This window comes from Cellvibrio sp. OA-2007 (assembly GCF_000953825.1).
In the GTDB taxonomy this organism is placed as follows: domain Bacteria; phylum Pseudomonadota; class Gammaproteobacteria; order Pseudomonadales; family Cellvibrionaceae; genus Cellvibrio.
In genome coordinates this window covers 333,657-360,561 of the sequence record NZ_BBUL01000020.1, presented here as the reverse complement: position 1 = coordinate 360,561, position 26,905 = coordinate 333,657, and the positions used below count along the sequence as shown (strand labels likewise).

The following is a 26,905-nucleotide window of genomic DNA, read 5'->3' as shown; positions in this document are numbered from 1 at the left end:
TTCTGTTCTATTCATAGAGAAATGCCTTGTCCAAACCTGTCGTAAAAACAAGCGTTAAAAACCCCAAAGCCAGCAACCAATTGCGCATCATCGGCGGCCAGTGGCGCGGGCGCAAACTCAGCTTTCCCGATGTGGATGGTCTGCGCCCGACCGGCGACCGCATTCGCGAGACCTTATTTAACTGGCTGGCGCCGGATATTCAGGGTGCGCACTGCTTGGACTTGTTTGCTGGCTCGGGCGCTTTGGGGCTGGAGGCTTTATCGCGCGGGGCTGAATCCAGCTGGCTGCTGGAGAAACACCCACTCGCCGCGCAACAGCTAAAAAGTAACCTGCAGCTATTACAGGCGAGCCATGGCAAGGTCGAACAAGTCGATAGCCTCGCTTGGTTAAACCGCCAGCCGCCCACACAGCAGTTCGACATAGTGTTTATCGACCCGCCATTTGCGCTGGATTTGTGGGGCGCAATCGCCGCGGCGCTTGAAACGGGGCATTGGCTTAGCGAGGCTGCGGTTATCTACCTTGAAGCGCCGCGCGATGCCCAGTTACAACTACCGGCCAACTGGCAACTGCACCGCGACAAACAGGCCGGGCAAGTCAGTTACCGCTTGTATTATCGTCACCAGCAGGACAAGCGCTGAACAGCTAAATAAGAACTACACTGTTTAGCGAAAGAAAATTGCATGCGAATATCTTAACTGGTCACTCGCCAGTGAATTTTGTACCATGCGCCCCCCGCCGACCGGCACCCTCCACGGAATACATCTATGCGCACAGTGGTCTACCCAGGTACTTTTGACCCCATCACCAACGGCCATATCGATTTGGTCGAGCGCGCCTGTCGCTTATTTGACAATGTGATACTGGCGGTGGCGGCAAGCACGCGCAAAAATCCACTTTTCACACTGGATGAGCGCGTTGCTCTGGCGCAAGAAACCCTGGCTCATATACCCAATGTAACGGTCTGCGGGTTCGATATTTTGCTGGTAGATTTTGTCCGCCAACAAAAGGCGCAGGCGGTATTGCGCGGTCTGCGCGCCGTATCGGACTTTGAATATGAGTTCCAATTGGCCAATATGAATCGCGCGCTGGCGCCGACCATGGAGAGCATCTTCCTCACCCCGGCCGAACATCTTTCTTATATTTCTTCTTCTATTGTGCGCGAGATTGCCTTTCTGGGTGGCGATGTGAGCAAGTTTGTCGCCGCGCCCGTAGAAGCGGCACTGAAACGTAAATTCAGCAAATAACCTACACTGACTGCACACCTTCCCCTATCTAAGAGTCGTCATCCTCGCGCAGCGGGGATCCATAGGTCTAACGCAACATCAAAAGCTGGATTCCCGCACGCGGGAGTGACGACTGAAACATCAGACTATTTCTGACAAGCCACACAATAGACCGTAGTGCGATCACTCATGCGCACTTCTTTGAGCGGTTTTTTGCACAGGGTACAGGGTTCGCCACCGCGCCCGTAAACCAGTAGCTGCTGTTTGAAATAGCCGGGTTTGCCATCGCCGCCGACAAAATCGCGCAAGGTAGTCCCGCCCTGATCAATCGAGCGCTGCAATACAAACTTGATATCGCGCACCAGATCTTCACAATTTTTGCGCGTTAGCGATCCGGCTTTGCGGATGGGCTTGATACCCGCCATAAACAGCGATTCATTGGCGTAGATGTTGCCCACCCCCACCACGATTTTACTGTCCATAATGAACTGCTTGATCGCCTGTGTACGCTTGCGGGTTCGCTCATATAAATAATCTGCTGTGAAGCTATCAGTCAGCGGCTCCGGCCCCAAATCCACCAGCAGCTTATGCAACTCTGGCTCACCAGCTACCCACAGCAAACAGCCAAAACGGCGTGGATCGCAATAGCGCAGCACCCGCTGGCCAAACACCAGATCAAAATGGTCGTGAAATGACGGCGGCTCATCCGCCTTGGCGATACGCAAACTGCCCGACATGCCCAAGTGAATCAGTGCATGGCCATTGCCAAAATCCAACAGCAGGTACTTACCGCGCCGTGCCACACCAAGCAAACGCCGCCCAGCAATCAACCCGGCCAACTCTGCACTTATCGGCCAGCGCAAACGCGGCTGACGAATGACAATCTCCGTCACTTTTTGCCCAATCAGGTGAGGCGCAATACCGCGCAGGGTTGTTTCGACTTCGGGTAACTCGGGCATGATTTTTCCTATTTTTTTATCACTAAAGATTACATGCTAAAGAGCTGATAGACCTAAATCATCACTTTTGGCGCAATTATCTACAAAATGACACTAAATTTTCTTCGCTTGGCATGGAAATCCTCAAAATTCCAACTAGAATATTAAATGTGACATGCGTCACACAAAAAAGAGAACCAATTCGCAGTTTTGCGCGATATTGGCCTACATGTTGCTGAGAAGAACTGGACTGACGAAAACCCAGAGTTAGCGGGTCAGCGTCAAATACTGTGTGTTTTTGAATTGCTTATGGTCCCGCTAGTGCGCGACTCGTTTTGACCCTGGAGTGCTTAATGAAAAATTTGTTTAACGCGTTACTTCTACCACTGCTGCTAGCAACCGGCGCTGCCCACGCACTGCCGATTATTACTTTATCCAACGTGGGTGAGGTCACTACCTCAGTCGCGGGTGCGACAACTATCGATTTTAATAGCGGCTGTGGTTATGCCACCTGCAGCGGCGATTTTGCCTTGGTGGTCGGCAGCCAAAGTGGCAAATATGCCCAACCACTGGGTGTTAACTCACAATATCTCACCGTACCTAAACCATCGCCCACCACTAAAAGTGCCACATTTACCCTTGGCACCACAGCGGATTATTTTGGACTATTCTGGGGTTCAATCGATAGCTACAACTTTATTAGCTTTTATTTAAATAACGCGTTGGTCGCCAGCTATTCAGGTCGCGATATTGTCGGTCAATTCGCTAATGGCAATCAATTGAGCTACAGCTCCAACCGCTACATTAACTTTAATTTTGGTACCGGCGCTTACGATAGCGTTACCTTGGCCAGCACCGGCTTCGCTTTTGAAAGCGACAACCACGCCTTCAAAAAACTTGTCTCAGTAACTGAACCAACCACAGCACTGTTATTTTTAATGGGATTGGTTGGCTTGGCCTTGGCGCGTCGTCAGGTGCGCATCAGTCACCGCGATTAATCCCCCACCCCCCGCAAAAAAAACCGCTGCAAAATTCAGTTTTGCAGCGGTTTTTTTTGGTACTGATCTAGCTATCAGCACTCGTTATTTGCATCAACTATTTGCACTAAAGCGCATCATCAAATTCAATTGATTAACTATCAACTGAAACTCTTCAAATTGGCGCGCACTAAAAGCGCCGGTTTCTGCATCGGCATAGGCTATAGCCATCAGTCGTTTATTTAATAGCAGTGGCGCGAGGAAAATTGCCCCGCTGGCACCCATCATATGCAGCGCGCCAGTATCCCGTAATGCAACACTGGGCTTGTACCAAAGCGGTTGTTGATTGCGCAAAAATTCATGCAACATTTCGCCTTTGTGCAATTGTTCAAGATTAATTTTTATTTTCTGGCGCCATAGGTGAGTCCCCCTACCTGCCACATAACGCACCTCTAGCAATTTACTTTTATGGTCGACCACCAAAATGGCTATGCGCGCAAGGCCGGCAGCTTCATGCAAGGCAGCAAGACACAGCTGGGTGATTTTTGGCATATCATCACCCGCCAACATCGCTTTATGAATTAAGTTAAGTTGCTGCTGAAAAAAATACTCGGGCTTTTCTGTCCGCACTTCTTTTTCTTCAATTAATGCAGGATCAGGCAGCGCACTAATCAACACATCGACACCATAAATTTTGGCGATAACAGAGGCCTCATCAGCCATCATCAAAATTTGTTTTTTGGCATCTTCTAACGAAATTTTGCACAGGCTAGCGGTCTGCTGACACAGCTTTTGCATCTCCGCACTTTTAATACCTCGATGAATATAGGTGCTAATGTGGTTGCCCAAATTAACCGCGCGCGCCGCAGCACTGGAGTGCACATGATTTTCGCAAGCTTCGCTAAGCAGATCGCCGAGCGTCCAATCTTTAATTAAATGGCGCGATAACAAACTGGTATCCACCCCCAAATACTCCTGCGCCAAACTGTGCTCGGCTTGCGGATCCTGATCGCGCGCGTCGATAAACTTTTCAACCACAGGGCGCCCGGTAGAGATAAGGGCAAGCTCACTGATATTGCGCAGCAGCGCAGCGATAAATATCTGTTCCTTTTTTTCACCGTCTAAAAACGGCACCATAGCTTTGGCTTGCACCGCTGCGTGAAACGACCGCGCAAGGCTCTGAATAAGCAGGGCTTTAGGTTTACCCTTTAAAAAATTTTCAATCAGCGTAGTGGCAAGTGTGATGTTGCGTAGATTGTCAAAACCCAAATGAACTATCGCGCGCGAGACCGTTTTAATGGACGCAAACGACGGATTGTAGTGAACCGAGTTGGCGATCTTTAATACCTTGGAGGTGAGATCTGCATCGCGCAAAATAATTTTGGTTAAATCTTCCGCACGGCATTTTTCATTCTCACTCAGCTCACAGATCTCCCTCACCACTGCATTGAGGGTTGGCAATTCTTGTTCAGCAAGAGCGGTCATCCATGCTTCAAGCCCGCGAATTTCTATCATAGGGGAAACCTGTATTGGCGCGACTAGAGGTAAATACAAACATCGGACTGCGGCGCTAAGGCCAGCACTCAATTTTTATCTGTTATTAGACTGAGTGTAGTTCAGGTCGCTGAATTCTGCGTTTTGGCGCTTAGATCTATTTTTTATTAACCGAAAGCAAATCTCAGGCAATAAAAAACCCGGCGCAAAGACCGGGTTTTTTATTGAATACAACAATCAAGAATCAAACTAGTAATTACTTGATTTTGCCTTCTTTGTAGATCACATGTTGACGAACAACTGGATCAAACTTTTTGATTTCCATCTTTTCTGGCATGGTGCGCTTGTTCTTGTCAGTGGTGTAGAAGTGACCAGTACCAGCAGAAGAGTTCAGACGAATTTTTTCACGCATGATAAATAGCTCCTAATTACACTTTGTGACCAGCGGCACGAACATCAACCAACACAGCGTCGATACCACGCTTGTCGATGATACGCATACCTTTTGGCGTCAGACGCAGAGAAACAAAACGCTTCTCAGCTTCAACCCAAAAACGGTGAGATTGCAAGTTTGGCAAAAAACGACGCTTGGTGTGGTTTTTTGCGTGAGAAACATTGTTGCCGGTAATTGGACGTTTGCCGGTAACTTGACATACCTTGGACATTTTATTGCCTCATTAAAAAATCAGCGCGCTAAGCTGGAAGCGCTGTGTTAGAACCGTAAAACAGACTAACAACCAGCCTAGAGCATTGTTGTAAGCAGCCTATTCTTTCCTAAACGCGGGTAATTTCAGGGTCGGAGCAGCAAATCCCAGAGGGAAATTTGCGCGAAAATGACGCTCTTTTAATACGTCTTCACAACCCTGCCGCAAAGAGCCGCGTTTTATACCAAAACACTCCCCCAATAGCAATCAAAAGCTGTTTTTTTGACCAAAAAAAGGGGTAAATGGTCGATTTCACAATAATCCGCGTTCGGCGAAAGAAATTACCTCGCCATCACCTACCACCATGTGATCAACGACTCGCACATCGATTAACTCCAGCGCCGCCTGTAAGCGCTGGGTAATCCGGCAATCCGCTTGGCTGGGCTCAGCCACCCCACTGGGATGGTTATGGCTGAGAATTACCGCCGCACAATTATGGGCCAACGCGCGCCGCACGACTTCGCGGGGATAAACCGATGCACCATCAATGGTGCCGAAGAATAACTCCTCATAGGTAATCAGGCGGTTTTGATTGTCGAGGAACAACACCGCAAACACTTCTCGCGGTTGATGGCGCAACTGCGCGCTCAGATAGTTGCGCACCAAGTCCGGGCTGGTGAGCAAATCACCGGCTTTCATGGCGGCCGACAAATGCCGCCGCCCCATCTCCAATACTGCCTGCAACTGGGCGTACTTGGCATTGCCGAGCCCCAAACCCTGACAGAACTCGGCTTGCGATGCCTCTAGCAGCTGACGCAAGCCACCGTATTGCTGCAATAACTCGCGCGCAAGATCCACTGCAGATTTGCCCACGCAGCCAACCCGCAGGAAAATGGCGAGCAATTCAGCATCGGATAAGGCGCGCGGGCCAAGGGATAATAATTTTTCGCGGGGGCGTTCGGCCTCGGGCCAATGGGCAATCGACATGGCATTCTCCTTTGATGCGCGATTAAACGCGCGTGTCCTTGTAGTGAGATCTGATCATTACTTTTAGTGCCGTAACTGTGCGGGAGAGTTACGAAAACGCCGGCAAGAATGGTATCTTAACTCTCTTTCGTCAAGCCCTGCGTGGCTGGCGCTGTTAGTGGCTAATTACGCCCAGCAGGGCTAAGGTTGATCACTAGTCATCTTTTTGCTGCCGGAACCCAACCCTATTTATGACATCGCTTGCCAACAAACAGATTTTGCTCGGCGTGACCGGCGGAATTGCCGCCTATAAAAGTGCCGATCTGGTGCGTCGTCTGCAAGATGCGGGCGCCAGTGTGCAAGTGGTTATGACACCTGCCGCGCAGGAGTTTATTACCCCACTGACGATGCAAGCGCTGTCTGGCAATCCGGTGCATACCCAGCTGCTCGACCCCGAAGCCGAGGCGGGCATGGGTCATATCCAATTAGCGCGCTGGGCGGACTTGGTATTGATCGCCCCCGCCACCGCCGATTTTATCGCACGCTTGAGTCAGGGCATGGGCAATGACCTGCTTACCAGTATCTGCCTCGCCACTGCTGCACCCATCGCCATAGCACCGGCGATGAACCAAGGTATGTGGCACAACCAAGCAACACAAACCAATTTGGAAACGCTAAGCAAACGCAAGGTTTCAGTTTTTGGCCCAGCAGATGGCATACAAGCCTGTGGCGATATAGGCGCAGGGCGCATGCTAGAACCCTTGCAACTGGTCGATGCCGCTGCCAGCTTGTTTGCCAGCGGTAGTTTGGCCGGGAAAAAAGTCGTGATTACCGCAGGCCCCACCCGCGAGGCATTGGACCCAGTGCGCTACCTGAGCAACTACAGCTCAGGAAAAATGGGCTACGCTCTGGCGCAAGCCGCAGCAGAAGCAGGCGCCGAAACGATTCTCATCAGCGGCCCCACCCAATTGCCAGCACCAGCGCGCGTAAAGCGCATTGAGGTAATCAGCGCGGAAGAAATGCATAGGGCCAGCTTGCATGCAGCACAGGGGTGCGATTTATTTATCGCCGCCGCTGCGGTGGCCGATTATCGCCCGGCGCAAATCGCTGCACAGAAAATGAAAAAAGATAATAGCGATACATTGACACTCGCTCTGGTAAAAAATCCAGACATAGTGGCGAGTATTGCGTCACTTAATCCAAAACCTTTTACCGTAGGTTTTGCGGCGGAAAGCGAAAATCTGCTGGAATACGCGCGCGTAAAATTAGCGCGCAAAAATCTGGATATGGTTGTCGCCAATAATATCAGCGATAGCACGATTGGTTTTAACAGCGATGACAATGCCGTTACGCTGGTAGAGCAAAATGGCGCGACTGATATTAGCCAGCGCAGCAAACAGCAATTGGCGCGCGAACTTATCGCGCTCTTCGCACAAAAAATAACAGTGCAATAAGCCCAGGTTTGTTAGCACAACAAACGTCATAGATTCGTTAGCCAAAAGGTATAGGTGTGAACCCACAGGACTTATTAAAAGCCAAGGCAGAAGCCAGCACAACACCGCTTTCACGCAGCGCACAGCGCGCTTTGGACGCCGCTAAGCACAAAGCCGCGGTGCAGCAAAAAATTCTCCTGATTTTACTGGGCATAGCGCTGGTTATTAACGCGATTGTGGGCTACCTGCTCTATCAAAAACTGGTCGTGCAGCAACAACAGGTTAATTTGCACAATCTAACCCAAGAAAAAGTGGATGAACGAAGCAGCGCGCTCGCCAGTTATTTCAAGCAGCAAACTCAACTAATCGACAAACTTGCCACTGAATCAGAATTGATTGCCAGTCTTGATACAAACAATCCAGACAATACCGCAGAAATGCGCGCGCAATTGGAAAAAAAATGGCTGCGCACAACCCAGTCTGCACTTAACCTGCGCTTGCTACCATTGGGCAGCGCGCAGTTGGATCGCAACGCTGAATTTCCTATTCGCTATGCCGAATTAGATTTAATTAAACGCGCAGAAGAGCGCCAATCCACCTTGCCAGAGCTAGTCGAAATTAATGATCGCTGGATGTTGAACTGGGTTCGCCCGCTAGCAAGCGATGAAAAAAAGCCGCCGCTAGGAACGGTCATGGTCACCATAGACGCAGCCGAATTAATCAATATTTTTAATTCAGCAGAACAAAGTCTAGGTGAATTCATACTGCTACAACAATTTACCGGTAGCCCGCCACAAACGGTTAAAAAACTCGGTGCGGGTACGGCTGGCAATAGTATGCAGAGCAATGTCAGCGGCAGCCATTTAGTCGTTAAATTTACCCCATCCGAGCAGCTTTTATTAATCGCCGAAGAGCTGCCCGCACTTTGGCTGAGCATAATCAGCTTGATAGTGGCCGGCAGTTTGGCACTGGTATGGTTCCTCAGTAAAATTTTGGTGCGTATCGAGCTGGGCGAAAAAGACAATGCAACGCCATCGGTTGCCGATGTAGTCAAAACCAGCAAGGAATCAGTCAGCGCTGAAGATGCCATGACCAATCCACTATTCCAAAAACAAGATATTCTCGATATCGCCATGATCGATGAAGATGAAAATATTCTCGGTCTGCAACAGGCATCCGGTAAAAAATCCAGCGCTACGGCGCGCAATAAAATCAATGAAGCCGATGTACCCGCTGAAATTTTTCGCTCTTACGATATTCGCGGGCTGGTCGGCAGCCAGGTAACACCTGAACTCGCCCAACTGATAGGCCAAGCGGTCGGCAGCGAGGCAATTGATCAAGGTGAACAAGCCATTGTGGTAGCGCGCGATGGCCGCACGCACAGTGAATCATTAACTCAAGCGCTCATTCGCGGCATTCTGCGCTCCGGCTGCAATGTGATTAATATCGGTGTAGTACCCACACCATTGATGTATTTTTCTACGTTTCATTTCGAGGATACTAGTAGCGGTGTGATGGTAACCGCGAGCCACAACCCCAAAGAGTACAACGGCTTTAAAGTGGTAATGAACAATCGCGCACTGGCCGATGATGCCGTGATCGATCTGCGCTCGCGCATTGTTGGCCAACGTTTTCATCAGGGGCTTGGTGAAGAGACGCCGCGCAGTATTATTCCAGATTATATCGACCGTATTTTTTCTGACGTGGCACTTGCGGGCAATGTCTCGATAGTGGTCGATGCGGGCAACGCAGTAACGGGTATAGTGGCGCCGCAATTATTTGAAGAGTTGGGCTGCGATGTTATCCCCTTATTTTGCGACTTAGATGGTGAATTCCCCAACCATGACCCAGACCCAACCGTCGAAAAAAATCTGCACGCACTCATCGCCAAAGTGCAGGAAAGCAATGCCGATATTGGTGTTGCCTTTGATGGTGACGGCGATCGCTTAGTGGTAGTCACCCCTAAAGGCGATATTATCTGGCCCGATCGTCTATTAATGCTGTTCGCCAAAGATGTGCTCTCTCGCAACCCGGGCGCCGATGTGTTGTTCGATGTAAAATGCTCGCGCCAATTAAACCAGGTGATTAGCAGCTACGGTGGCAGGCCAATTATGTGGAAGACCGGCCACTCACCGATGAAAGCAAAAATGGAGGAGACGCAAGCGCTGATTGGTGGCGAATATTCCGGTCATATCTTTATTAAAGACCGCTGGTATGGTTTTGATGACGGTATTTATGCAATGGCGCGGCTACTGGAAATCATCACCCTGCGCGATCAAAAAATCGATGATATTTTTGCGGCCTTTCCGCAACTCTACTCAACGCCGGAAATTAAAATTGCCATCCCTGATCTCGACAAGTTTGGTTTGATAAATAAACTCAGCGAAACTGGCGATTTTGCCAACGGCACTATTACTGCCATTGATGGCCTACGCGTGGATTACACCAAAGGCTGGGGACTGGTGCGCGCCTCCAATACATCGCCCGCGCTAACACTGCGCTTTGAGGCGGAATCACACGAATCCCTGGAAAAAATCCAGCAAATTTTCAAACGGGAATTATTAAAAGTCGATAACCGTTTAACGTTTAATTTAAATTCACAGGATTAATTTTTATGTCTTTGAACCGCGAATCAGCGATGAATATCGCCAATGTATTAACTGAAGCTCTGCCTTACATACAACGCTTCACCGGTAAAACCGTGGTAGTAAAATTTGGCGGCAATGCGATGGAAGGTGAAGAACTGCAAAACAGTTTTGCGCGCGATATTGTTTTGATGAAACTGGTCGGTATGAATCCCGTAGTCGTACACGGTGGTGGGCCACAAATTGGCAACCTGTTGGAAAAACTCAGCATCAAATCCGAATTTATCAATGGCATGCGCGTAACTGATAGCGCCACCATGGATGTAGTGGAAATGGTATTGGGTGGCACAGTGAATAAACAAATCGTCAGCCTGATTAATCGCAATGGCGGTCAGGCGATTGGTTTAACTGGCAAAGACGGTAAATTAATTCAAGCGAGAAAGTTAACCGTTACCCACAAAACACCTGAAATGCTCGCACCGGAAATTCTCGACATCGGCCATGTTGGCGAAGTGGCCAACGTCAACACCTCCGTCATCGACATGTTGATCAACAGTGACTTTATTCCCGTAATTGCGCCTATTGGTGTGGGCGAAGATGGAGCCTCCTACAACATCAATGCCGATTTGGTAGCAGGAAAAATTGCCGAGTATTTACGTGCGGAAAAATTAATGCTGCTGACCAACGTGTCTGGCTTACAAGATAAACAAGGCAAAGTATTGACTGGCCTCAGCACTGAGCAGGTAGACGGTTTGATTGCCGATGGCACCATTTACGGCGGTATGCTACCCAAAATTGCCTGTGCACTCGACGCAGTAAAAGCAGGCGTTACCAGCGCTCATATTATTGATGGTCGCGTTGACCACGCCGTGTTGTTGGAAATATTTACCGATGTTGGTGTGGGTACGCTTATCACTAACAATGCCCGCAAGGCCTGATCCAATTGTGCGCGTTGCATAAATATGGACGCGCACTCTTGCAAATGGAATCGCTCTGAATGGAGTCGCTATGATTAAGTCCCCAAGCAAAACCCCGCGCCGCCAACAAATACTAGAATGTTTGGCGCGCATGCTGGAAGCAAGCCCTGGTGAGCGAATCACTACTGCTGCACTGGCCAGAGAGGTCGGTGTTTCCGAAGCGGCGCTCTATCGCCACTTTCCCAGTAAATCCAAAATGTTTGAGGGTTTGATTGAGTTTATTGAAGAGACGATTTTTTCCCGCATCACACTGATTCTCGGCGAAGAAAAATCGGCGCTAAAACGCTGCGAGAAAACCCTCTCGCTGCTACTTACGTTTGCCGAACGCAATCCGGGTTTGACTCGCTTGCTTACCGGCGATGCACTGACCGGTGAAACCGAGCGCTTGCGCGTGCGAATCGCGCAGTTTTTTGATCGCATTGAAACCCAGTTAAAACAAATTTTGCGTGAGGCAGAATTGCGCGAGGGTTTGCATCCACAACTACCCGTTGCAGCAGCGGCCAATTTGTTAATTGCTCTGGTTGATGGCCGTATTGCTGAATTTGTACGCACTGAATTTCGCCGCCGCCCCACTGAACATTGGTCAGATCAATGGCAGCTGATAGCGCAGGGATTTTTGGTGGCGAGTGACTCCGCCCAATAAGTTTCGCCCATAAAAAACCGGCAGCTGCCGGTTTTTTATGGGTAAAGAATCATAATCGCTATTGCGAAATTTCAATAAACCGCTTGCGATCTTCATCGAACTTTTTCTCTACCGCTGTTAACTCTTGTTCGCGCTGCTGGATCTGCTCTTGAGTATCTTTCTCTTCTTGCACCAACTTATCTATATTGCGCAACAACTCTTCAGGCAATTGACGACCAGCGCGCTCTATCGCGGCCGCTTGCTTTTGCGAAGTTTCCAAGCGCGAGCGAGCAGAGAGCAAGTTAGCTTGCAAGATATTGATATTGCCCCGCAAACTTTCCAGATTGCGACGTTTCGCTGCATCTATATCAGCAACATTACTGTAGCTGCGACGCAGTTGAATATCATCACGCTCACGCTGTTCACGCTGCAGTCTTTCACGCTGCAAACGCTCCGCTTCAGGTCCCTGTATCACTGGCTTAACAACCTTAAGAACTTTTCCACTGAGCGAAACAATTTCATAGCCATGATTGACGTACTCAGGTGGAATCGCACTATCTAGCACAGTCACACCCGCCTTGTTTTTATAGCGATAAACCACTTTGCCCGCTGCAGTATTTTGCGCGGCAACCCAGCCACTCAACAACAGCGAACTACAGGTGATCAATACTAATAACAAGCTGCGCATCTGGATCAGTTACCTCTCTCGTATCACGCCAGCTCTACACCGTAGGTTGCGCGATATGCTTTGATTTTATCCACCATCGCCTCTTGGCCACTTTGGTTTTCAAGATAATCAATGATGTGATTCAAGTTAATAATGCTAATGACCGGTATACCAAAGGTTTGTTCTACTTCCTGTATTGCAGATATCTCGCCCTGCCCTTTCTCCTGACGATTCAAGCCAATCAACACAGCGGCAGGTTTAGCACCTGCGGTATCAATAATGCTCATCACTTCGCGCACTGCAGTGCCCGCGGTGATCACATCATCCACAATCAGCACCTTGCCTTGTAACGGCGCACCTACCAATGTTCCTCCTTCACCATGGTCTTTCGCCTCTTTGCGATTGTAGCAATAAGGCAAATCGCGCTGATATTGATCAGCCAGAGCGATGGCAGTGGTGGCCGCAAGGGGAATGCCTTTATAAGCCGGGCCGAACACTATATCGAACTCCACGCCCGATGCAGTGATAGCCGCCGCATAATAGCGACCCAATTCAGCCAAAGCCTGCCCGGTCTGAAAGCGGCCAGCGTTAAAAAAGTAGGGGCTGGTGCGGCCCGATTTGAGCAAAAACTCGCCAAAGCATAGCGCTTGATGCCTGACAGCGAGCTGAATAAAGTCAAATTGGTATTTTTCCATGCAAAGTATCCAACTATGAACTAAGTTTTAGGTGACAAAATAAATACAACGAGGTCTTGCCCATGAGCCAGACCCGCATTTGGATCACAACAGCTTTCCAAATGTAAGGATGTGAAAATTCGTAACGCCTACCACAAAAAACCCGATATTGGCGGTAACACAATCACACAAAGCTCGGGTATGATACACAGTCCGTAATCAAGGGGCTAACATGAGAGTTATCAGTCTTAGCGTCGATGGTATTTTTCAGGCGGCGCAACGCGGCCTATACACTTGGCTCGCGAATCAAGATGCAGATTTTATCTGCTTGCAGGATCTACGTGCACTAGAGCGCGAGCTAGAGAAACCCGAGTTCGAGCTCAAGGGCTATCATGCCTATTTTTTCGACTCTGGTACCAAACACTACAACGGCGTTGCAATTTATACCCGCCTGCAGCCTAAAGCGCTTATTTACGGCTTGGGTTTTGCCTCGGGTGTCGATATGGAAGGCCGCTATCTGCAGGTGGATTTTGAGCAATTAAGCATTGGCTCCCTGCTCGCCCCTGGCGCCAGTTCCGCGATGGAATCCCAAGAAGTCAAAATCAAATTTTTTGATGACTTTCAGGCGCATCTGGACAAAATTACCCGCAAACGCCGCGAATATATTTTCTGTGGCAATTGGCAGATGGCGCACACGCCAAAAGATGTGAGCAATAGTGCCGCCAATCAGCACAACTCCGGCTTCCTGCCGCACGAGCGTCAATGGTTAAGCCAGTTATTTAACCAGATTGGTTACGTCGATGCCTTCCGCAAGGTGAACAAAGACGGCGATGAATACAGCTGGTGGCCAAAAGGCCTTAAAGACGATGGCGACGGTTGGAGAACCGATTTTCAAGTAGTCTCCAATAGCCTCGGCGCCAAAGTTGAATATGCAGCCATCTACAAAACCCAGCAGTTTTCCAGTCACATGCCGGTCATTATCGATTACGACATAGAACTGTAAAATAACCGGTTATAAAAAAACCCGCTCGGGCTACCGCAGCGGGTTTTTTTATATATAGAACCAACGCGCGCATTATCAAATCTTATTCAACATTAAAGTATTTGCAATCACTTTATATCTATTCAGCGCAGTACAAGTCCTCAGTCGAAAAAATTCACCTGCCCAGCACTCAAGAAAATACTCTCTTCTTTTGATATTTAATTTGATGATGGTTTGAATTATCATGCTCGCCCGCTCAAATGAGCGCACCACACTTTATGGCTTTTTTAAAAGGATGCAAAATGATTACCCTTCAATCACGCCCCACTCTACTTCTCTCACTGTGTTTAATGTCACTGGCAGGATGTGGCGGTGGCGGTGGCGGATCAGATAAACCTGCAAGCTCATCATCACCAAATAATACGGCTCAGTCTTCAGCTCAAAACTCAAGCCAAGCAAACAACCCAGATTTTGATGCAATAACCGGTTTATACGATGCGAGCATTACCAGCAATAATATTAAAGATGAGAGTTATCTTTATATCAGTGGAACTGGAAAAGTTACTGCTTATAATTATTTAGGTGATGCTAAGGACGCAGGAAATAATTGCTATAGAGTCGCTATAGAAAAAGATATCAATGCGGGCATTAATGACAAAACCCTTAGCTATTCAAAAGCAAATGCAGAATACACTACCAACGTAAATGGTACTTCTATTGCCTGGAAACTAGATGCTAATAACACAATCACAAAAATAGTTTACGGCGGTTCTATCAGTAGCAGCAGAATCTCATTGACTAGCGGGGGTGTTTCACTAGTAATCGACAGTAAAAAAATTACTAGTCCAAGCATTACTGATATCACCAGCAGCCTTTGCAAGTAGAGACCATTTTCAAATAAATACCTATTGAGGCAACTCAAGCTTTTACATTTGCACAAGATCAGAAGGCAAAAATGAAAAACCTCACAGTGAGCAATCACGGCGAGGTTTTTTGTATTAAGCATAAATAGAATCAAGCGCAACAATTATTCAACAGATAGCGCGTCATACACCACGACTTTGCTCCATAAATGCTGATGCTCATCAATAAACTTTTGATGCAATGGATGCACCTGATACGCATCTTGCCCCGCCACATCATCAAATCCGAGCAACTCTGAAACGTGGTAAGAGTTATCTATAACTTCACGCTTTTCCGTCGATGCAGGTACACCCACATGAATACTGCGCACCGTCTCAATCGCCCCCAGTGACTTAACACCAGCAATCAACTTGGCAAGATCTTCTTTTGACTCGGGGTTTTTCAACCAGAAAAAAACATGATGCAGTAATTTAGGCATAGGATTATTCGCTGTAGTTGATGTTGCCAATGCACCCGATGAAGCGAGTGCCGCTCCGGCGATAGCACTGGCAGTTAAAAATTCACGGCGGGTAGTAGTCATGTGTGCTCCTTGTTATTGCATTTGAGCAATAAAATGACGCCAATCCGGCACAATCACAAATGTTTTTACGCAAGATTACTCAAACATTCTGATTTATTCAGATTCCTGCATAAACTCCTGCAATACCCGATTGAGAAAACGGCGCCCCATTGCGGTGGGGCGCGCATAGCCCTGCGCGATTTCCACTAAACCTTGCTGTGTTAATTTTTCCCATTGCGATTCAAGTTGTTGCCAATCCACACCGGTGCGCTCGGTGAAGTAATTTACTGGCACACCAGTATGTAGGCGCAATGCATTCATCATAAATTCCAGCGGCAATGCATCCGGTAGTAATAAATCACTGCCGCCACCAAAAACATTTTGGTGACCACCCAAGTTGGTGGAGATCTTTTGAGACGTGGCTGCGTCCAAATAATGTTTGGGCAAGCGGGTTTTCCACAGGCGCAGGATTTTATTTTCAGCTGGAAAGGTTATCTTTCCATGAGCGCCCGCACCAATTCCCAAATAATCGCCAAACTGCCAATAATTAAGATTGTGGCGCGCACATTTTTTAGCGCGTGCATAGGCAGAAATTTCATATTGCTCGTAGCCCGCCGCCGCTAACAACTCGATGCCAGCATCCTGAATATCCGCCAGTATTTCTTCTTCCGGCAATAGAGGTGGAGCGGAATAAAATGCGGTGTTTTGTTCAATGGTGAGTTGATACCAAGAGAGATGTTCTGGTGCGAGTTCAATCGCCTGTTGCAAATCCGCTTTGGCGGCAGCAACGGATTGCTCCGGCAAACCGTGCATTAAATCCAAATTGATATTGTCGAAACCTGCCGTGCGCGCCACACTTACTGCCTGCAGCGCTTCAGCGCGACCGTGCACGCGGCCAAGTAATTTTAATTGCTGATCATTAAAACTTTGAATGCCGATGGATAAACGATTTACTCCCGCAGCGCGAAAACCGGAAAACTTTTCTTGCTCAAACGTACCGGGATTTGCTTCCAAGGTGATTTCGATATCCGGTTCAAAACCGATAATCGTTTCTGCATCGTTTAAAATCTGCCCTATCGCTTGCGCCGACAACATACTCGGTGTGCCACCACCAAAAAAAATGCTGGTGAGTTTGCGGCCTTGCGCCAGAGATTGATCTTGCTGCAAATCCAAACGCAGTGCCGCCACATAATCTGCTTCCGGAATATCGTTATTCGCCTGATGGGAATTAAAATCGCAATAAGGGCACTTGCGAATACACCAAGGCACGTGCACATAAAGTGATAGTGGCGGTAGTTGCAGAGACATATTATTTATTGCCAATCGATGTAGATAATTTTTGCAGCAACTCCTGCATCGCTCTGCCACGATGGCTAATGCGATTTTTTTCTGTTTTATCTAATTCAGCCGAGGCACAATTGTGCGTGGGTACAAAAAATAAAGGGTCATAACCAAAACCACCTTCGCCGCGTGGCTCGGTGAGAATGACGCCCTCCCAAATGCCGTGGCATAAAATCGGCGTAGGGTCTTCCTCATGACGCATAAAGGCAAGCACTGCGTGATAACGTGCGGTGCGTTGTTCAGTAGGAACTGCGCTTAACTCGTGCAATAGTTTTAGATTGTTATCCGCATCTTTTGCACCTTCACCCGCATAGCGGGCGGAGTAAATTCCGGGGCGACCATTTAATGCATCTACCTCGATGCCGGAATCATCGGCGATGGCTGGCAAGCCGGTTTTAGCGCAGGCGTAACGCGCTTTGATGATGGCATTTTCAACAAAAGTTAAACCGGTCTCTTCGGCATTCTCGCTAAAAAAATCCGATTGCGGCACAACGTCAAAACCACAGCCCGCTAAGAGTTGCTGAAACTCGCGCAATTTTCCGGCGTTGCCACTTGCTAAGACTATTTTTTTCATAAGGCATCTTTTCCACATGAATTAATCAGAGAAAGAAAAGGCGCCCTTCGGCGCCTTTGTTATGCAATCCAGCATAAGATTATTCGGTGTAAAGCGTTCGGTTAAAGGTAAACGTCATTGGTTTAGCGTCTTTATCCGCACTGACTTGAATATCAAAATGCAATAATTCTTCGTTGTTAAATACAAACGGGGCGAGATAGTAAGTCGCATCGCCTTCGTTAATTTCGATAAATTTCAGCGCTTGCTGTTGCTGCATTAAATTTTTGGTTTTTCCACTCACCAGCGCAGGCATACCCAAACTGGTATTGCCTTCTTCGGTTTTAGTAAGGCTTATATTCACCAAGGCGCGATCTTTACCGCGCACTAATTTATAGGCTTCGGCAACGCTGGCGGGAATATCGGTACTGTTAAATACATTGTAGTGAACGGTATAGTCGCCGAATTTTTCGGTGGTACTGATTTCTTTTGGCTGATCAATTTGCGCCTGAGCTATTGCAGCAACAAAACTTAAACAAATGCCCTGTAGAAATTTTTTCATAAGACGCTCCAATGGGTTAGCGTATTGATTTTTCAACACACTATTTGCTGAGATGATAAATCGCCGTTTCACCAAACAAGTTAGGCATAAAATCTTTTAAGGTTTGGCCGGATTGTTCGTTCACCACCTGACGATGGATCACCTTGATATTGCGCTCGCGGCAGAGCACTTCAAAATCGTTAAAAGTACAAAAGTGAATATTGGGTGTGTTGTACCATTCGTAGGGCAGCAAATCTGACACTGGCATACGCCCCCGTGTCGCCAAGTAATAGCGCGCCTTCCAATGACCAAAGTTAGGGAAAGTAACAATACATTCTTTGCCGACACGCAACATTTCATCCAACACCAAGTGTGGGAAATGCAGCGTTTGCAGCGCTTGGGTCATAAGCACTGTGTCGAAACTTTTATCGGCAAAATTACCCAAACCGCTATCGAGATTTTGTTCAATAACATTTAGCCCTTTATCGATACAGGCGTTGATTTGCGCCGCATCAATTTCCAAACCGTAACCTTGCACCTGTTTGGTATCGATCAAAAATTTTAATAAGGTGCCATCGCCACAACCCAAATCGAGAATACGGCTGCCCTGTTGAATCCAATGTTGAATTTCGTTGAGATCTATACGCATCAGATTGTCACTCCCGCAAGGTAGCGACCAAACACTTGCTGGTAGCGTTCGTCGGGTAATAAAAATGCATCGTGGCCGTGTTTGGATTCAATTTCTGCATAGCTTACTGAGCGATTGGCACCAACCAACGCGTTGACAATTTCACGCGAGCGCTCGGGCGCAAAACGCCAATCGGTGCTGAATGAGATAACCAAAAATTTTGCGTTAGTTTGTTTAAACGCATTGACTGGGTCATCGCCGTACTCGCGCGCTAGATCAAAATAATCCAGAGCTTTGGTGATGCGAATATAGGAGTTTGCATCAAAGGTATTAGCAAAACTATCGCCTTGGTAGCGCAGATAACTTTCGATTTGAAATTCCACCGGCTCTGCCGTGCCGAGCTCAAAACTGCCGCTGCGCAAATCGCGGCCAAATTTTTCTCCCATCGCAAAATCCGATAAATAGGTGATGTGGCCGATCATGCGCGCAACCGCCAAACCGTTTTTCGGCAAAGTGTTGTGTGCGATGTAGTCGCCATCGCAAAAATTGGGATCGCTGATAATCGCTTTGCGCGCTGCTTCGTTAAACGCAATGTTTTGCGCGGACAGTTTTAATGCCGACGCAATCACCACCGCGTGACGAATACGCTCAGGATAATCCAGCGCCCAGCGCATCACTTGCATACCGCCGAGGCTGCCGCCGATGATCGCCGCCCAGACATCAATACCGAGCACATCGGCCAAGCGCGCCTGACTCGCCACCCAATCGCGCACGCGAATCATCGGGAAATCGGCACCCCAAGCTTTACCGGTCGCGGGGTTGATCGAACGCGGGCCGGTTGAACCGTGGCAGCCGCCAATATTATTGAGCGCCACCACAAAAAATTTGTTGGTATCGATGGGTTTACCCGGGCCAATATAAGCATCCCACCAGCCGGGGCGTTTGTCGTCCATGCTGTGATAACCAGCGGCGTGATGATGGCCGGAAAGCGCGTGGCAGATCAGCACGGCATTGGATTTGGCCGCATTCAACTGGCCGTAGGTTTCGTAAACCAATTCATACTCATCAAGCGTGCGACCGCAGGCCAGCAATAGCGGCGCGGTAAAACGATGAGTTTGGGGAGTGACAAGACCCACCGAATCGGCAGGTAGTTGGTTTGGCATGATTCTCTCTTAACGCGTGATGTAATACCGGCGAATACCGGCCAGATCAAATGATGCGACAGTCTAAAGAGCTGTGCCTGTGCCTGCAAGGTTATACCCGGTTACTTCGCGTTTTGCTGCCTGCAATAAAAAACGGGCGCAAGCGCCCGTTTTTATACTTTCAGATTCTTCTTTAGCTACCGAAGTAAGCCAGGTATTTTTTGGCGTATTTTGCCAATTTCTTTTCTTTGGCGCCGCTAGCTACTTTTTCAATCGTGGGTTTGTATTCTGCCATGCGGCTGCCGGCCAAGGCGCGGCACATCCAAGCAGCAGCATCTAACCCCACACTATCCAAGGACTGCTGATAAGTACTTTCTATTGTTTTATTGAGTTGTTGCAGAAATTCCGGTTGGTAATTTTGGGTGAAGTGAATGCGTTTTGCTGCCATCCGCATAAGCTCCGCATTGCCGCTGGCCAGCATATTAACGATGCGCTGGTTGTATGTAGGATGGCTGTGCTCCGGCCAAGCCTTGGGCGCGATCAACGGGTTAATTTGCGTATGCAGCGACAGAGTATTGAGTGCTTGAACCGCATATTTTTTTAATTTCTTGTGCGGAGCCTCGGCGATAATTTTTTCAATTGTCGGGCGATATTTTTCATTGCCCGAATAGGCTAAGGCCTTGGTGAGATGGGCAACGTAATTGATAGTGACCTTATCGCTTGCCTTGGGCAGGGACGCCAAGGCTTTGGCTTCGACCAAATCAAACAACTGCGGCGAACTTAAACCAGCCCACTCCAGTGTTTGCGCGGCTTTTTCCTGCTCAATTGGGCTGCCCGATTGGAAAATTTTGACGTAATCTTCCGGCGTTTCGGTTTCCGCCTGCACAATCCAACTAGTGCAAATACCCACCATCAACAACAGTGCACGTAATAACATGGTTACAGCTCTCCTTGATTAATAATAAAAATCAGTTAGTCCAACGTTTAAAAATCAGCGAGGTATTAATCCCGCCAAAAGCAAAATTGTTACTCATGATGTAAGGGCAATCCAGTTCCCTGCCTTCACCCATGATGTAGTCCAAATCGCCACACTGTGGATCGGGGGTGTGCAGGTTCAGGGTCGGCGCAAACCAACCTTCGTTCATCATTTGGATGCTTGCCCAAGCCTCAATTGCCCCACAGGCACCGAGAGTGTGGCCAATATTGCCCTTGAGTGTACTGATCGGCACTGTCTGTTTGCCAAACAATTTTTCGGTAGCGGTGGACTCTGCGATATCGCCGCGGTCAGTCGCAGTGCCATGGGCGTTGATATAGCCGATGTCGGCGGGCTGCAAACCGGCATCATCCAAGGCCATTTGCATAGCGATATTCATAGTAGCCGGATCTGGCTGGGTGACATGGCCACCATCGGAGTTGGTGCCAAAACCGATCAGTTCAGCGTAGATAGTTGCCCCGCGCGCCTGTGCGTGTTCCAACTCTTCGAGGATCAAGGTGCCGGCACCTTCGCCGATAACCAAGCCATCGCGCCCGCTATCAAACGGGCTGGGGGTCAGGTTCGGGGTAGCATTTTTGGTACTGGTGGCATAAAGCGTATCGAACACGGCGGCTTCGGAGGGGCACAGTTCTTCAGCGCCACCGGCAACCATCAGGGTCTGTTTACCGTATTTGATCGCCTCATAGGCATAACCTATGCCCTGGCTGCCGGAAGTACAGGCAGACGAAGTGGTGATGATCCGCCCCTTTAAGCCAAAAAACACACCCACATTCACCGGTGCGGTATGACCCATCATGCGGATATAAGTGGTGGCGGTAGCGCCGCCGATATCGCGTTTATCCAGCATCACCGCAAAATCGCGGGTGGCATCGGTGCTGCCGGTGGATGAACCATAGGCAACACCCATAGCACCGCTTTGCAAAATAGGGTCATCGAGCAGACCGGCATCGATCAACGCCAGCTCAGTTGCACGGGTAGATAAGAGAGCAACACGCCCCATCGAGCGAATCTTTTTGCGCGGGTAATGGGCGGGCACCACAAAATCTTCAATCGGGCCAGCGAGATTAGTATTCAAATCCTTATAGGTCGCCCAGTCTTCCAGGCGGCGAATCGCGCTAGTGCCGGATTTTAGTTTGGCGGAAAATTCCGGCCAGTTATCGCCCAGGGCGGTAACCACCCCCATTCCTGTCACCACTACGCGCTTCATCAAAACATTCCGCCATTCACTGAAATAACCTGTCGGGTAATGTAACCCGCCGGGGCTGATAAGAGATAACTGACCAAGGATGCCACTTCGTCCGGTTCACCGGCGCGGCGCATGGGGATCAGTTTTAACGCCTCTTCAACCGGCGCATCGGCGAGCATTTCGGTATTGATCAAACCGGGCGCGACACAGTTGACGGTGATATCGCGTTTGGCCAATTCAATCGCCAGCGCTTTTGTGGCGCCGATAATACCGGCTTTGGCCGCACTGTAATTGACTTGTCCGCGGTTGCCCATAATGCCCGAGACTGAGGCGAGGGTGACTATACGACCGGGCGCGCGACGGCGCACCATCGGCATAATTACCGGATTAAGCACGTTGTAAAAGGCATCGAGATTGGTGTGGATGACGGCATCCCAATCCTCGCCACTCATGGCGGGAAAGGCGTTATCGCGCGCGATACCGGCGTTGCACACAACACCATAGTAGGCGCCATTGGCGTCCATATCGGCTTCCAACAATTGTCTGGCCTGCTCGCGCTCGGCTACATCAAACTGCAGAATACTGGCTTTGCCGCCAGCCGCTTCAATCAGCTGCTGCACTTCTTCCGCCTGACTGCGCTGACTGCGGCAGTGAATCACCACCTCGTAGCCATCGCGCGCCAAATGCAGGGCAATCGCCCGGCCAATGCCACGGCTGGAGCCAGTCACTAATACTCTCTTATTGTTATCCACTTTGATCTCCTAAACCGCATTCATTTGCGTAAATTGCGCCATAACCGCCTCGACATCCTTGGGCTGGATTGCTTTTATTTCTGCGTGGGCGAGCAGTTGCTCACCGCTGTGTATCTCACACTTGAATAACACCAGATTGGTTTCATCGCGCAGCAACTCGCGCACGCTTACTCGCAGCTCCTGTACCGGATCAAAATGGCTCAGCTCCGCATGATAGCGGCGAGTGCCGAGTAAAAAACCCAAACAGACCGGTTGACCGGCGCGGCGCGATTCTATGCCAGCCAGCGCACCTATGGCTTGCGCCATATATTCGATGCCGACCCATGCGGGAATGCGGCCATCGGCGTCCATAAATAAATGGGAATCGCGTGGATCGACCAGTGCTTCCAGCTGACTCTCACTCCAGCGCAATACCGATTTCAGCAGCAGCATGGGCGGGCGGTGGAGCAGTAAATCCTCTACCGATTCAAATAGCGGTGCGTGCGTCATAGGCATATCAATTCAGCGGCTGGCTATGAATGCGCAAGCTAAACTCGCGTGTGACATAGCCCAGGCTACCCTGCCAGGGATTAGCCCGATCAGTTATCTGTTGGTACTCAATGGAGGCGCGCAATATACCAGAAAAGCTCGCTTCACGGCGCCCGTCGCGCTCGACGAACTGCCAGCGCGGATCAGCCGTTTGCAAATCCGCCAGCGGCCAATAGCTGAATTGCCAGGCCTGCAGCAATTCCGGTAACCATTGCATGGCTGCGTGGGATTGATGGCGCTCGATTTGCACCTGTCCATTTAAGGATTCTACCGTCGCCACACGCTGGCCCAATTGGCTCAGCATAATCCAACGCCAGTGGTCAGCGCTGCGCTCGACAATTACTTCCAGTGTGTATTCCTGTTGCCCCTGTTGCACCAGCCATTGCTGCTGCGCGACATGGATTTGCTGATCGCTGCTGCGCGTTAATAAAGTGAAATCGCTGCGCTTTAAACCACTGCAACCACCCAGCGCTACCAGTGCGATCAGTAACAGGCCGAGACCCAGACTCGATTTTCTATTGCCGTTCATTAGGCTTCCCTCCTGACACGCTGATCTTATGTAGCCGTCCGATTAGAGGCGCATAAAACAAGTTGAAACAGCAGCCCAATAACAGGGTGATGCCAAACGCGCTAACCATGGGCGTAGAGCTGAGCGCAAGCAAACCGAACGATAAACTGCTGGTCAGTGCCGACAGCCAAATCGCGCGCCGGGTGACCTGATCTTGCGTGCCTTCAGCAAAGGAAAAGATGGCGTAATCCATGCCCAGACCAAGAATTAAATAGCAGCCAAACACATGAAAAACATTAATCGCGACACCGCTGATCGACAACAAACTCAACGTGGTCAGCGTTGCTAACAGCGGCACAAAAATTAACAGCAATGCGTGTGCACGGCGATAATAAATCCACAGCAGTAGCAAGAGCACAAGGTAGGCGAGCAGCAATAACAGCGCGGCGGAATTCATCAGTGACTGCAACAATTGCGACATACCGGCGACACGATCAACCCAAACCACTGAGTGATTATTCGCCGCCGCCGACAATGCCTGCACATCGGCTACACCACGTAAGCCGACAATACTCACGTAGTCACCTTCCAATTGCCCCATCCACAACAAACCTTGATCCGGGCGCGCCACTTTAAGCCAATCATCTACCAACAAATGCTGCGGTGCCGCCGCAGAAAAATCCTGCTCTGCCTGCACAATCGCCTGCGCATCAAAACCAGCCGACTGCATAAATTGGCCAACCAAACCTTCCGCGCGATACAGCGGCTGCAGCAATGCATAGTTAACCGCTTGCTGCTGTAGCGAAGGCACTATGCTGCTGGTAGCAATGTAGCCAGTTAATGCGCCCGCAGCGACTAGCCCATCCAAATGCTCGCGGCGGAAACGCTCTTCGCTTTGCAACAATTCTTCTGCCGTTTTAGCGCGCAGCAAAAAATATTGATTCGGTGCAACACCCTGTAATGCACGCTGCAAACGCTGCTCAGAGGCCAGCAATTGCGCTGAAGGTTTATAAAGTGTGCGCACATCGCTGCTCAGCTGCACACTCACAATACCCACTACTATTAACGTCGCTAAGCCGACAGCAATAAGCCGCGCTGGTACACCGCGCATACGCGCCCAAAATAACCACACCGCTGCGGCGCAGCGATCAATAATCGCGACCGGTTGCGGCAGCGGCTGACGTATCAGCAATGGATAAGTCACGACTAAAAATAACCAGGAACCTGCCAACCCCATCATCGAAAACAAGGCAATTTGTTGCAGACCGGGCAAAGGCGTAGACAACAAACTGCTGTAACCCAAAACCGAGGTAATTAAACTCAAACTCAACGCGGGCAATAATTTTTCCAACACACGTTTGCCGCGCAGATGCGCATCGGGAACTGCGCGCGACAGATCCTGATGTTTACATAAATAGTGCAGCGAATAATCAACCGCCACACCAATCAAACTCGCGCCAAATACCAGCGTCATTAAATGAATTTTGCCAAACAAAAAATGATTGATAACCAGCGCCACCAAACAGCCATAAGCAATTGATAACACACTCACCAGCAGCGGTTTAATGCGGCGAAAGGCAAGCAAAAATAACAGCAACACCCCCAAACTTGAGCCGCCGCCGATAATGCTCATTTCGCGCTGCGCATTGGCTGAGGCTTCGGCGGCATGGAACACGGCACCGGAAACCAACACTTGCGTCGCCGACGTTTGGGGGTTGCTAGCCAACTGGTTGCGCAGATTTAGCAACCATGAACTCATCTGCGCCTGCAGCTGTAAATTAAACGCTTCGCCGTGCAAATTGAGCACAAATAAAATTAAATGACCATCGCTGTTGGATATCACCAAGCGATCATTAATGAATTCACCTTTAACCGCCGGTTGTAATTGTTGCAGGTACGCGGGGGAGAGATTGAGTGGGTCTTGCAGCGGCGACAAACCACTGCCGCCCAAACTAAAACCGAACAATGCAGCCTGCGCCTGCTCTAACAGATCCTGTGTTTGAGTGTTTATTAATTGCTGTTGTGCGGGGGTTAATAATTGGTAGCGATAGCGCTGCAATAATTCACGCTGATGTGCGGCTAACTCCATCTGTGCATTAGGTGCACTTATCTGCAGCTGTGGGTTTGTGTTTATCGCAACGTCTACCAGCTCCGCCGCGGCACTAGCCTGTTCCATGTCTGCTGCCTGCACGGCGACCAAAAGCTTATTGCCAAATTCGCGATACAAACGCTCATTGATTTTATTGACCAGTGGGTTGTGGCGATCTTGCGGAAACAGGCTTTGCAGATCTGTCTCCAGCACAAAACCTTTTTGCAGCAGGGGATAAGCCAAGAGCAGTACAACAACGGACAGCAACAACAATGCCCAGCTAAATAACTGCTGCCAGCGCGCCAGCGAAATGTTTATTGTTTTTATCATCAGTGACAGGCACGCCAGGTAGAAAAAAGGAAACTAAAAATTACGGCGCCGATGCAAAACTGGCACAGGGTTGTTGTGGTTGCAGATAAAACCATTGGCACTGCGCTGCGCTGGGAGCGGCGCTTTCAATTTGTGAATGAAATTCAATAGTTGTCTCATCGCCATTGGCCGCAGTCACTACCAATTTCTGCAAAAATTGATCGCCATTCATCACCGCGTTGCGCATATTTTTTTTAATCAGATCGAGTCGCGGCGTTAGGGTTAATTGCCACTGCTCCTGCTCAAAAATCCAATCGGCAATAAAACGCTGTTGAATCAGCGCTATGTCGGCACTCAAAAAAGCGAGCAAGGTTTTATTAATTTCGCGCTGGATCAAGCCAGATTGTTCGCTGGCAATGCTGCCTGTGCCATTTTTTTGCCAGTTAATAATATCGCCGCCAGTAATGGTCATCGCACTAAAAAATGGTTTTTCATTGGCGATATACAAACCCTGCCCGCGCCAGAAAATAAACTGCCCCTGCGCATTCAGTGGGTAAGCTAACCCCTGCAATTTTTTTTGCTGATTAAAACCACCCTGCACCACCGCAATGTCGCTGAGGCGTTTTACCACCTGATCAATTTGCGCCTGGGTATTTGCCTGTGCGGTGCAAGCCAATAACAGACCAACACCCAACAGCAGTGACCGAATAAAAACAATCAATTTATTCATAG

29 protein-coding genes are annotated in these 26,905 nt (G+C 49.2%); 9 read left to right on the top strand and 20 right to left on the bottom strand.

Features of this window, described 5'->3' with window-relative positions:
• Positions 1–26 precede the first annotated feature (26 nt).
• Both rsmD and coaD read left to right on the top strand, forming a co-directional pair.
• Positions 27–638: a 16S rRNA (guanine(966)-N(2))-methyltransferase RsmD gene (gene rsmD, locus AWU77_RS01845; protein WP_062058348.1), complete on the top strand. Its 612-nt coding sequence runs from the start codon at positions 27–29 to the stop codon at positions 636–638.
• A gap of 126 nt (positions 639–764) precedes the next feature.
• Positions 765–1,244, top strand: coding sequence for a pantetheine-phosphate adenylyltransferase (coaD, locus tag AWU77_RS01840; RefSeq protein ID WP_062058345.1), 480 nt, complete (start codon positions 765–767; stop codon positions 1,242–1,244).
• A 125-nt stretch (positions 1,245–1,369) separates the two neighbouring features.
• Here the strand turns inward: coaD and mutM are convergent, their stop codons facing one another.
• Positions 1,370–2,182, bottom strand: a complete 813-nt coding sequence (mutM, locus tag AWU77_RS01835; protein WP_062058343.1) for a bifunctional DNA-formamidopyrimidine glycosylase/DNA-(apurinic or apyrimidinic site) lyase — start codon at positions 2,180–2,182, stop codon at positions 1,370–1,372.
• A gap of 332 nt (positions 2,183–2,514) precedes the next feature.
• Between mutM and AWU77_RS01830 the strand changes: the two genes are divergently transcribed.
• Positions 2,515–3,159 carry a PEP-CTERM sorting domain-containing protein gene (locus tag AWU77_RS01830; protein ID WP_062058341.1) on the top strand — a complete coding sequence of 215 codons (645 nt, stop codon included), beginning with the start codon at positions 2,515–2,517 and terminating at the stop codon, positions 3,157–3,159.
• Between the two features lie 93 nt (positions 3,160–3,252).
• Here the strand turns inward: AWU77_RS01830 and AWU77_RS01825 are convergent, their stop codons facing one another.
• The 4 genes from AWU77_RS01825 to radC all read right to left on the bottom strand — a co-directional run bounded on the left by AWU77_RS01825 (position 3,253) and on the right by radC (position 6,263).
• Entirely contained in the window at positions 3,253–4,653 is a 1,401-nt protein-coding gene (locus AWU77_RS01825; RefSeq protein WP_062058339.1) for an HDOD domain-containing protein, read from the bottom strand.
• 235 nt (positions 4,654–4,888) lie between these two features.
• Positions 4,889–5,044: a 50S ribosomal protein L33 gene (gene rpmG / locus AWU77_RS01820; RefSeq protein WP_062058336.1), complete on the bottom strand. Its 156-nt coding sequence runs from the start codon at positions 5,042–5,044 to the stop codon at positions 4,889–4,891.
• Positions 5,045–5,060: 16 nt separating this feature from the next.
• A complete protein-coding gene (gene rpmB / locus AWU77_RS01815) occupies positions 5,061–5,297 on the bottom strand; it encodes a 50S ribosomal protein L28 (protein ID WP_062058334.1) in 237 nt (78 codons plus the stop codon).
• 291 nt (positions 5,298–5,588) lie between these two features.
• A complete protein-coding gene (gene radC, locus AWU77_RS01810; protein ID WP_062058332.1) occupies positions 5,589–6,263 on the bottom strand; it encodes a DNA repair protein RadC in 675 nt (224 codons plus the stop codon).
• Between the two features lie 230 nt (positions 6,264–6,493).
• On the opposite strand from radC, the gene coaBC reads away from it, so the two are divergent.
• The 4 genes from coaBC to slmA all read left to right on the top strand — a co-directional run bounded on the left by coaBC (position 6,494) and on the right by slmA (position 11,880).
• A complete protein-coding gene (gene coaBC / locus AWU77_RS01805; RefSeq protein WP_062058329.1) occupies positions 6,494–7,696 on the top strand; it encodes a bifunctional phosphopantothenoylcysteine decarboxylase/phosphopantothenate--cysteine ligase CoaBC in 1,203 nt (400 codons plus the stop codon).
• A gap of 56 nt (positions 7,697–7,752) precedes the next feature.
• Entirely contained in the window at positions 7,753–10,284 is a 2,532-nt protein-coding gene (locus AWU77_RS20635) for a phosphomannomutase/phosphoglucomutase (RefSeq protein ID WP_062058326.1), read from the top strand.
• A gap of 5 nt (positions 10,285–10,289) precedes the next feature.
• Positions 10,290–11,198 carry an acetylglutamate kinase gene (gene argB, locus AWU77_RS01795; RefSeq protein WP_062058323.1) on the top strand — a complete coding sequence of 303 codons (909 nt, stop codon included), beginning with the start codon at positions 10,290–10,292 and terminating at the stop codon, positions 11,196–11,198.
• A gap of 70 nt (positions 11,199–11,268) precedes the next feature.
• On the top strand, positions 11,269–11,880 hold the full coding sequence (gene slmA / locus AWU77_RS01790; RefSeq protein WP_062058320.1) for a nucleoid occlusion factor SlmA: 612 nt from the start codon (positions 11,269–11,271) through the stop codon (positions 11,878–11,880).
• Positions 11,881–11,938: 58 nt separating this feature from the next.
• Here slmA and AWU77_RS01785 read toward each other — a convergent pair whose 3' ends face one another.
• Together AWU77_RS01785 and pyrE are read right to left on the bottom strand one after the other, a co-directional pair.
• A complete protein-coding gene (locus tag AWU77_RS01785) occupies positions 11,939–12,547 on the bottom strand; it encodes a hypothetical protein (protein WP_062058316.1) in 609 nt (202 codons plus the stop codon).
• A 23-nt stretch (positions 12,548–12,570) separates the two neighbouring features.
• On the bottom strand, positions 12,571–13,221 hold the full coding sequence (gene pyrE, locus AWU77_RS01780) for an orotate phosphoribosyltransferase (RefSeq protein WP_062058313.1): 651 nt from the start codon (positions 13,219–13,221) through the stop codon (positions 12,571–12,573).
• A 211-nt stretch (positions 13,222–13,432) separates the two neighbouring features.
• On the opposite strand from pyrE, the gene AWU77_RS01775 reads away from it, so the two are divergent.
• Both AWU77_RS01775 and AWU77_RS01770 read left to right on the top strand, forming a co-directional pair.
• A complete protein-coding gene (locus tag AWU77_RS01775) occupies positions 13,433–14,203 on the top strand; it encodes an exodeoxyribonuclease III (RefSeq protein WP_062058310.1) in 771 nt (256 codons plus the stop codon).
• Between the two features lie 281 nt (positions 14,204–14,484).
• Positions 14,485–15,066 carry a hypothetical protein gene (locus AWU77_RS01770; RefSeq protein WP_062058307.1) on the top strand — a complete coding sequence of 194 codons (582 nt, stop codon included), beginning with the start codon at positions 14,485–14,487 and terminating at the stop codon, positions 15,064–15,066.
• A 143-nt stretch (positions 15,067–15,209) separates the two neighbouring features.
• On the opposite strand, the gene AWU77_RS01765 is transcribed toward AWU77_RS01770, so the two are convergent.
• The 13 genes from AWU77_RS01765 to AWU77_RS01705 form a co-directional block, all read right to left on the bottom strand.
• Positions 15,210–15,626 (bottom strand): Dabb family protein, encoded by a 417-nt coding sequence (locus AWU77_RS01765; RefSeq protein WP_062058304.1) that lies wholly within the window; start codon positions 15,624–15,626, stop codon positions 15,210–15,212.
• A gap of 93 nt (positions 15,627–15,719) precedes the next feature.
• A complete protein-coding gene (gene hemW / locus AWU77_RS01760; protein WP_084617899.1) occupies positions 15,720–16,913 on the bottom strand; it encodes a radical SAM family heme chaperone HemW in 1,194 nt (397 codons plus the stop codon).
• A gap of 1 nt (position 16,914) precedes the next feature.
• Complete coding sequence (locus AWU77_RS01755; protein WP_062058301.1) at positions 16,915–17,520, bottom strand: XTP/dITP diphosphatase; 606 nt, start codon at positions 17,518–17,520, stop codon at positions 16,915–16,917.
• Between the two features lie 79 nt (positions 17,521–17,599).
• Complete coding sequence (locus AWU77_RS01750; RefSeq protein WP_062058298.1) at positions 17,600–18,058, bottom strand: DUF4426 domain-containing protein; 459 nt, start codon at positions 18,056–18,058, stop codon at positions 17,600–17,602.
• A 40-nt stretch (positions 18,059–18,098) separates the two neighbouring features.
• Positions 18,099–18,686, bottom strand: a complete 588-nt coding sequence (gene metW / locus AWU77_RS01745) for a methionine biosynthesis protein MetW (RefSeq protein WP_062058295.1) — start codon at positions 18,684–18,686, stop codon at positions 18,099–18,101.
• Positions 18,686–19,828, bottom strand: a complete 1,143-nt coding sequence (locus tag AWU77_RS01740) for a homoserine O-acetyltransferase (RefSeq protein ID WP_062058292.1) — start codon at positions 19,826–19,828, stop codon at positions 18,686–18,688. The genes metW and AWU77_RS01740 overlap by 1 nt, the downstream gene beginning before the upstream one ends.
• A 172-nt stretch (positions 19,829–20,000) precedes the next feature.
• Complete coding sequence (locus AWU77_RS01735; protein WP_062058289.1) at positions 20,001–20,744, bottom strand: hypothetical protein; 744 nt, start codon at positions 20,742–20,744, stop codon at positions 20,001–20,003.
• A 31-nt stretch (positions 20,745–20,775) separates the two neighbouring features.
• The gene (locus AWU77_RS01730) at positions 20,776–22,008 is read right to left on the bottom strand and encodes a beta-ketoacyl-ACP synthase (protein ID WP_062058286.1); all 1,233 of its coding nucleotides are present in this window, start codon (positions 22,006–22,008) and stop codon (positions 20,776–20,778) included.
• On the bottom strand, positions 22,008–22,739 hold the full coding sequence (locus tag AWU77_RS01725) for a 3-ketoacyl-ACP reductase FabG2 (protein ID WP_062058283.1): 732 nt from the start codon (positions 22,737–22,739) through the stop codon (positions 22,008–22,010). Before AWU77_RS01725 ends, AWU77_RS01730 begins: the two co-directional genes overlap by 1 nt.
• A gap of 9 nt (positions 22,740–22,748) precedes the next feature.
• A complete protein-coding gene (locus AWU77_RS01720) occupies positions 22,749–23,228 on the bottom strand; it encodes a hypothetical protein (protein ID WP_062058280.1) in 480 nt (159 codons plus the stop codon).
• Between the two features lie 7 nt (positions 23,229–23,235).
• Positions 23,236–23,796, bottom strand: a complete 561-nt coding sequence (locus AWU77_RS01715; protein ID WP_062058277.1) for a DUF3261 domain-containing protein — start codon at positions 23,794–23,796, stop codon at positions 23,236–23,238.
• Positions 23,783–26,194 (bottom strand): MMPL family transporter, encoded by a 2,412-nt coding sequence (locus tag AWU77_RS01710; RefSeq protein ID WP_062058274.1) that lies wholly within the window; start codon positions 26,192–26,194, stop codon positions 23,783–23,785. Before AWU77_RS01710 ends, AWU77_RS01715 begins: the two co-directional genes overlap by 14 nt.
• 40 nt (positions 26,195–26,234) lie before the next feature.
• Positions 26,235–26,903, bottom strand: coding sequence for an outer membrane lipoprotein carrier protein LolA (locus AWU77_RS01705; RefSeq protein ID WP_062058271.1), 669 nt, complete (start codon positions 26,901–26,903; stop codon positions 26,235–26,237).
• Between the last annotated feature and the right edge of the window lie 2 nt (positions 26,904–26,905).

What these genes read in the sequence shown, in the direction of transcription:
- AWU77_RS01755 (WP_062058301.1), bottom strand. Translation starts at nt 17,520, where the DNA reads ATGAAAAAAATAGTCTTAGCAAGTGGCAACGCCGGAAAATTGCGCGAG.
- mutM (WP_062058343.1), bottom strand. Translation starts at nt 2,182, where the DNA reads ATGCCCGAGTTACCCGAAGTCGAAACAACCCTGCGCGGTATTGCGCCT.
- argB (WP_062058323.1), top strand. Translation starts at nt 10,290, where the DNA reads ATGTCTTTGAACCGCGAATCAGCGATGAATATCGCCAATGTATTAACT.
- pyrE (WP_062058313.1), bottom strand. Translation starts at nt 13,221, where the DNA reads ATGGAAAAATACCAATTTGACTTTATTCAGCTCGCTGTCAGGCATCAA.
- AWU77_RS01710 (WP_062058274.1), bottom strand. Translation starts at nt 26,194, where the DNA reads ATGATAAAAACAATAAACATTTCGCTGGCGCGCTGGCAGCAGTTATTT.
- AWU77_RS01770 (WP_062058307.1), top strand. Translation starts at nt 14,485, where the DNA reads ATGATTACCCTTCAATCACGCCCCACTCTACTTCTCTCACTGTGTTTA.
- AWU77_RS01765 (WP_062058304.1), bottom strand. Translation starts at nt 15,626, where the DNA reads ATGACTACTACCCGCCGTGAATTTTTAACTGCCAGTGCTATCGCCGGA.
- rpmG (WP_062058336.1), bottom strand. Translation starts at nt 5,044, where the DNA reads ATGCGTGAAAAAATTCGTCTGAACTCTTCTGCTGGTACTGGTCACTTC.
- slmA (WP_062058320.1), top strand. Translation starts at nt 11,269, where the DNA reads ATGATTAAGTCCCCAAGCAAAACCCCGCGCCGCCAACAAATACTAGAA.
- AWU77_RS01720 (WP_062058280.1), bottom strand. Translation starts at nt 23,228, where the DNA reads ATGACGCACGCACCGCTATTTGAATCGGTAGAGGATTTACTGCTCCAC.
- hemW (WP_084617899.1), bottom strand. Translation starts at nt 16,913, where the DNA reads ATGTCTCTGCAACTACCGCCACTATCACTTTATGTGCACGTGCCTTGG.
- metW (WP_062058295.1), bottom strand. Translation starts at nt 18,686, where the DNA reads ATGCGTATAGATCTCAACGAAATTCAACATTGGATTCAACAGGGCAGC.
- coaBC (WP_062058329.1), top strand. Translation starts at nt 6,494, where the DNA reads ATGACATCGCTTGCCAACAAACAGATTTTGCTCGGCGTGACCGGCGGA.
- AWU77_RS01705 (WP_062058271.1), bottom strand. Translation starts at nt 26,903, where the DNA reads ATGAATAAATTGATTGTTTTTATTCGGTCACTGCTGTTGGGTGTTGGT.
- AWU77_RS01785 (WP_062058316.1), bottom strand. Translation starts at nt 12,547, where the DNA reads ATGCGCAGCTTGTTATTAGTATTGATCACCTGTAGTTCGCTGTTGTTG.
- AWU77_RS01735 (WP_062058289.1), bottom strand. Translation starts at nt 20,744, where the DNA reads ATGTTATTACGTGCACTGTTGTTGATGGTGGGTATTTGCACTAGTTGG.
- AWU77_RS01750 (WP_062058298.1), bottom strand. Translation starts at nt 18,058, where the DNA reads ATGAAAAAATTTCTACAGGGCATTTGTTTAAGTTTTGTTGCTGCAATA.
- AWU77_RS01775 (WP_062058310.1), top strand. Translation starts at nt 13,433, where the DNA reads ATGAGAGTTATCAGTCTTAGCGTCGATGGTATTTTTCAGGCGGCGCAA.
- AWU77_RS01825 (WP_062058339.1), bottom strand. Translation starts at nt 4,653, where the DNA reads ATGATAGAAATTCGCGGGCTTGAAGCATGGATGACCGCTCTTGCTGAA.
- coaD (WP_062058345.1), top strand. Translation starts at nt 765, where the DNA reads ATGCGCACAGTGGTCTACCCAGGTACTTTTGACCCCATCACCAACGGC.
- radC (WP_062058332.1), bottom strand. Translation starts at nt 6,263, where the DNA reads ATGTCGATTGCCCATTGGCCCGAGGCCGAACGCCCCCGCGAAAAATTA.
- AWU77_RS01730 (WP_062058286.1), bottom strand. Translation starts at nt 22,008, where the DNA reads ATGAAGCGCGTAGTGGTGACAGGAATGGGGGTGGTTACCGCCCTGGGC.
- AWU77_RS01715 (WP_062058277.1), bottom strand. Translation starts at nt 23,796, where the DNA reads ATGAACGGCAATAGAAAATCGAGTCTGGGTCTCGGCCTGTTACTGATC.
- AWU77_RS01830 (WP_062058341.1), top strand. Translation starts at nt 2,515, where the DNA reads ATGAAAAATTTGTTTAACGCGTTACTTCTACCACTGCTGCTAGCAACC.
- AWU77_RS01740 (WP_062058292.1), bottom strand. Translation starts at nt 19,828, where the DNA reads ATGCCAAACCAACTACCTGCCGATTCGGTGGGTCTTGTCACTCCCCAA.
- rpmB (WP_062058334.1), bottom strand. Translation starts at nt 5,297, where the DNA reads ATGTCCAAGGTATGTCAAGTTACCGGCAAACGTCCAATTACCGGCAAC.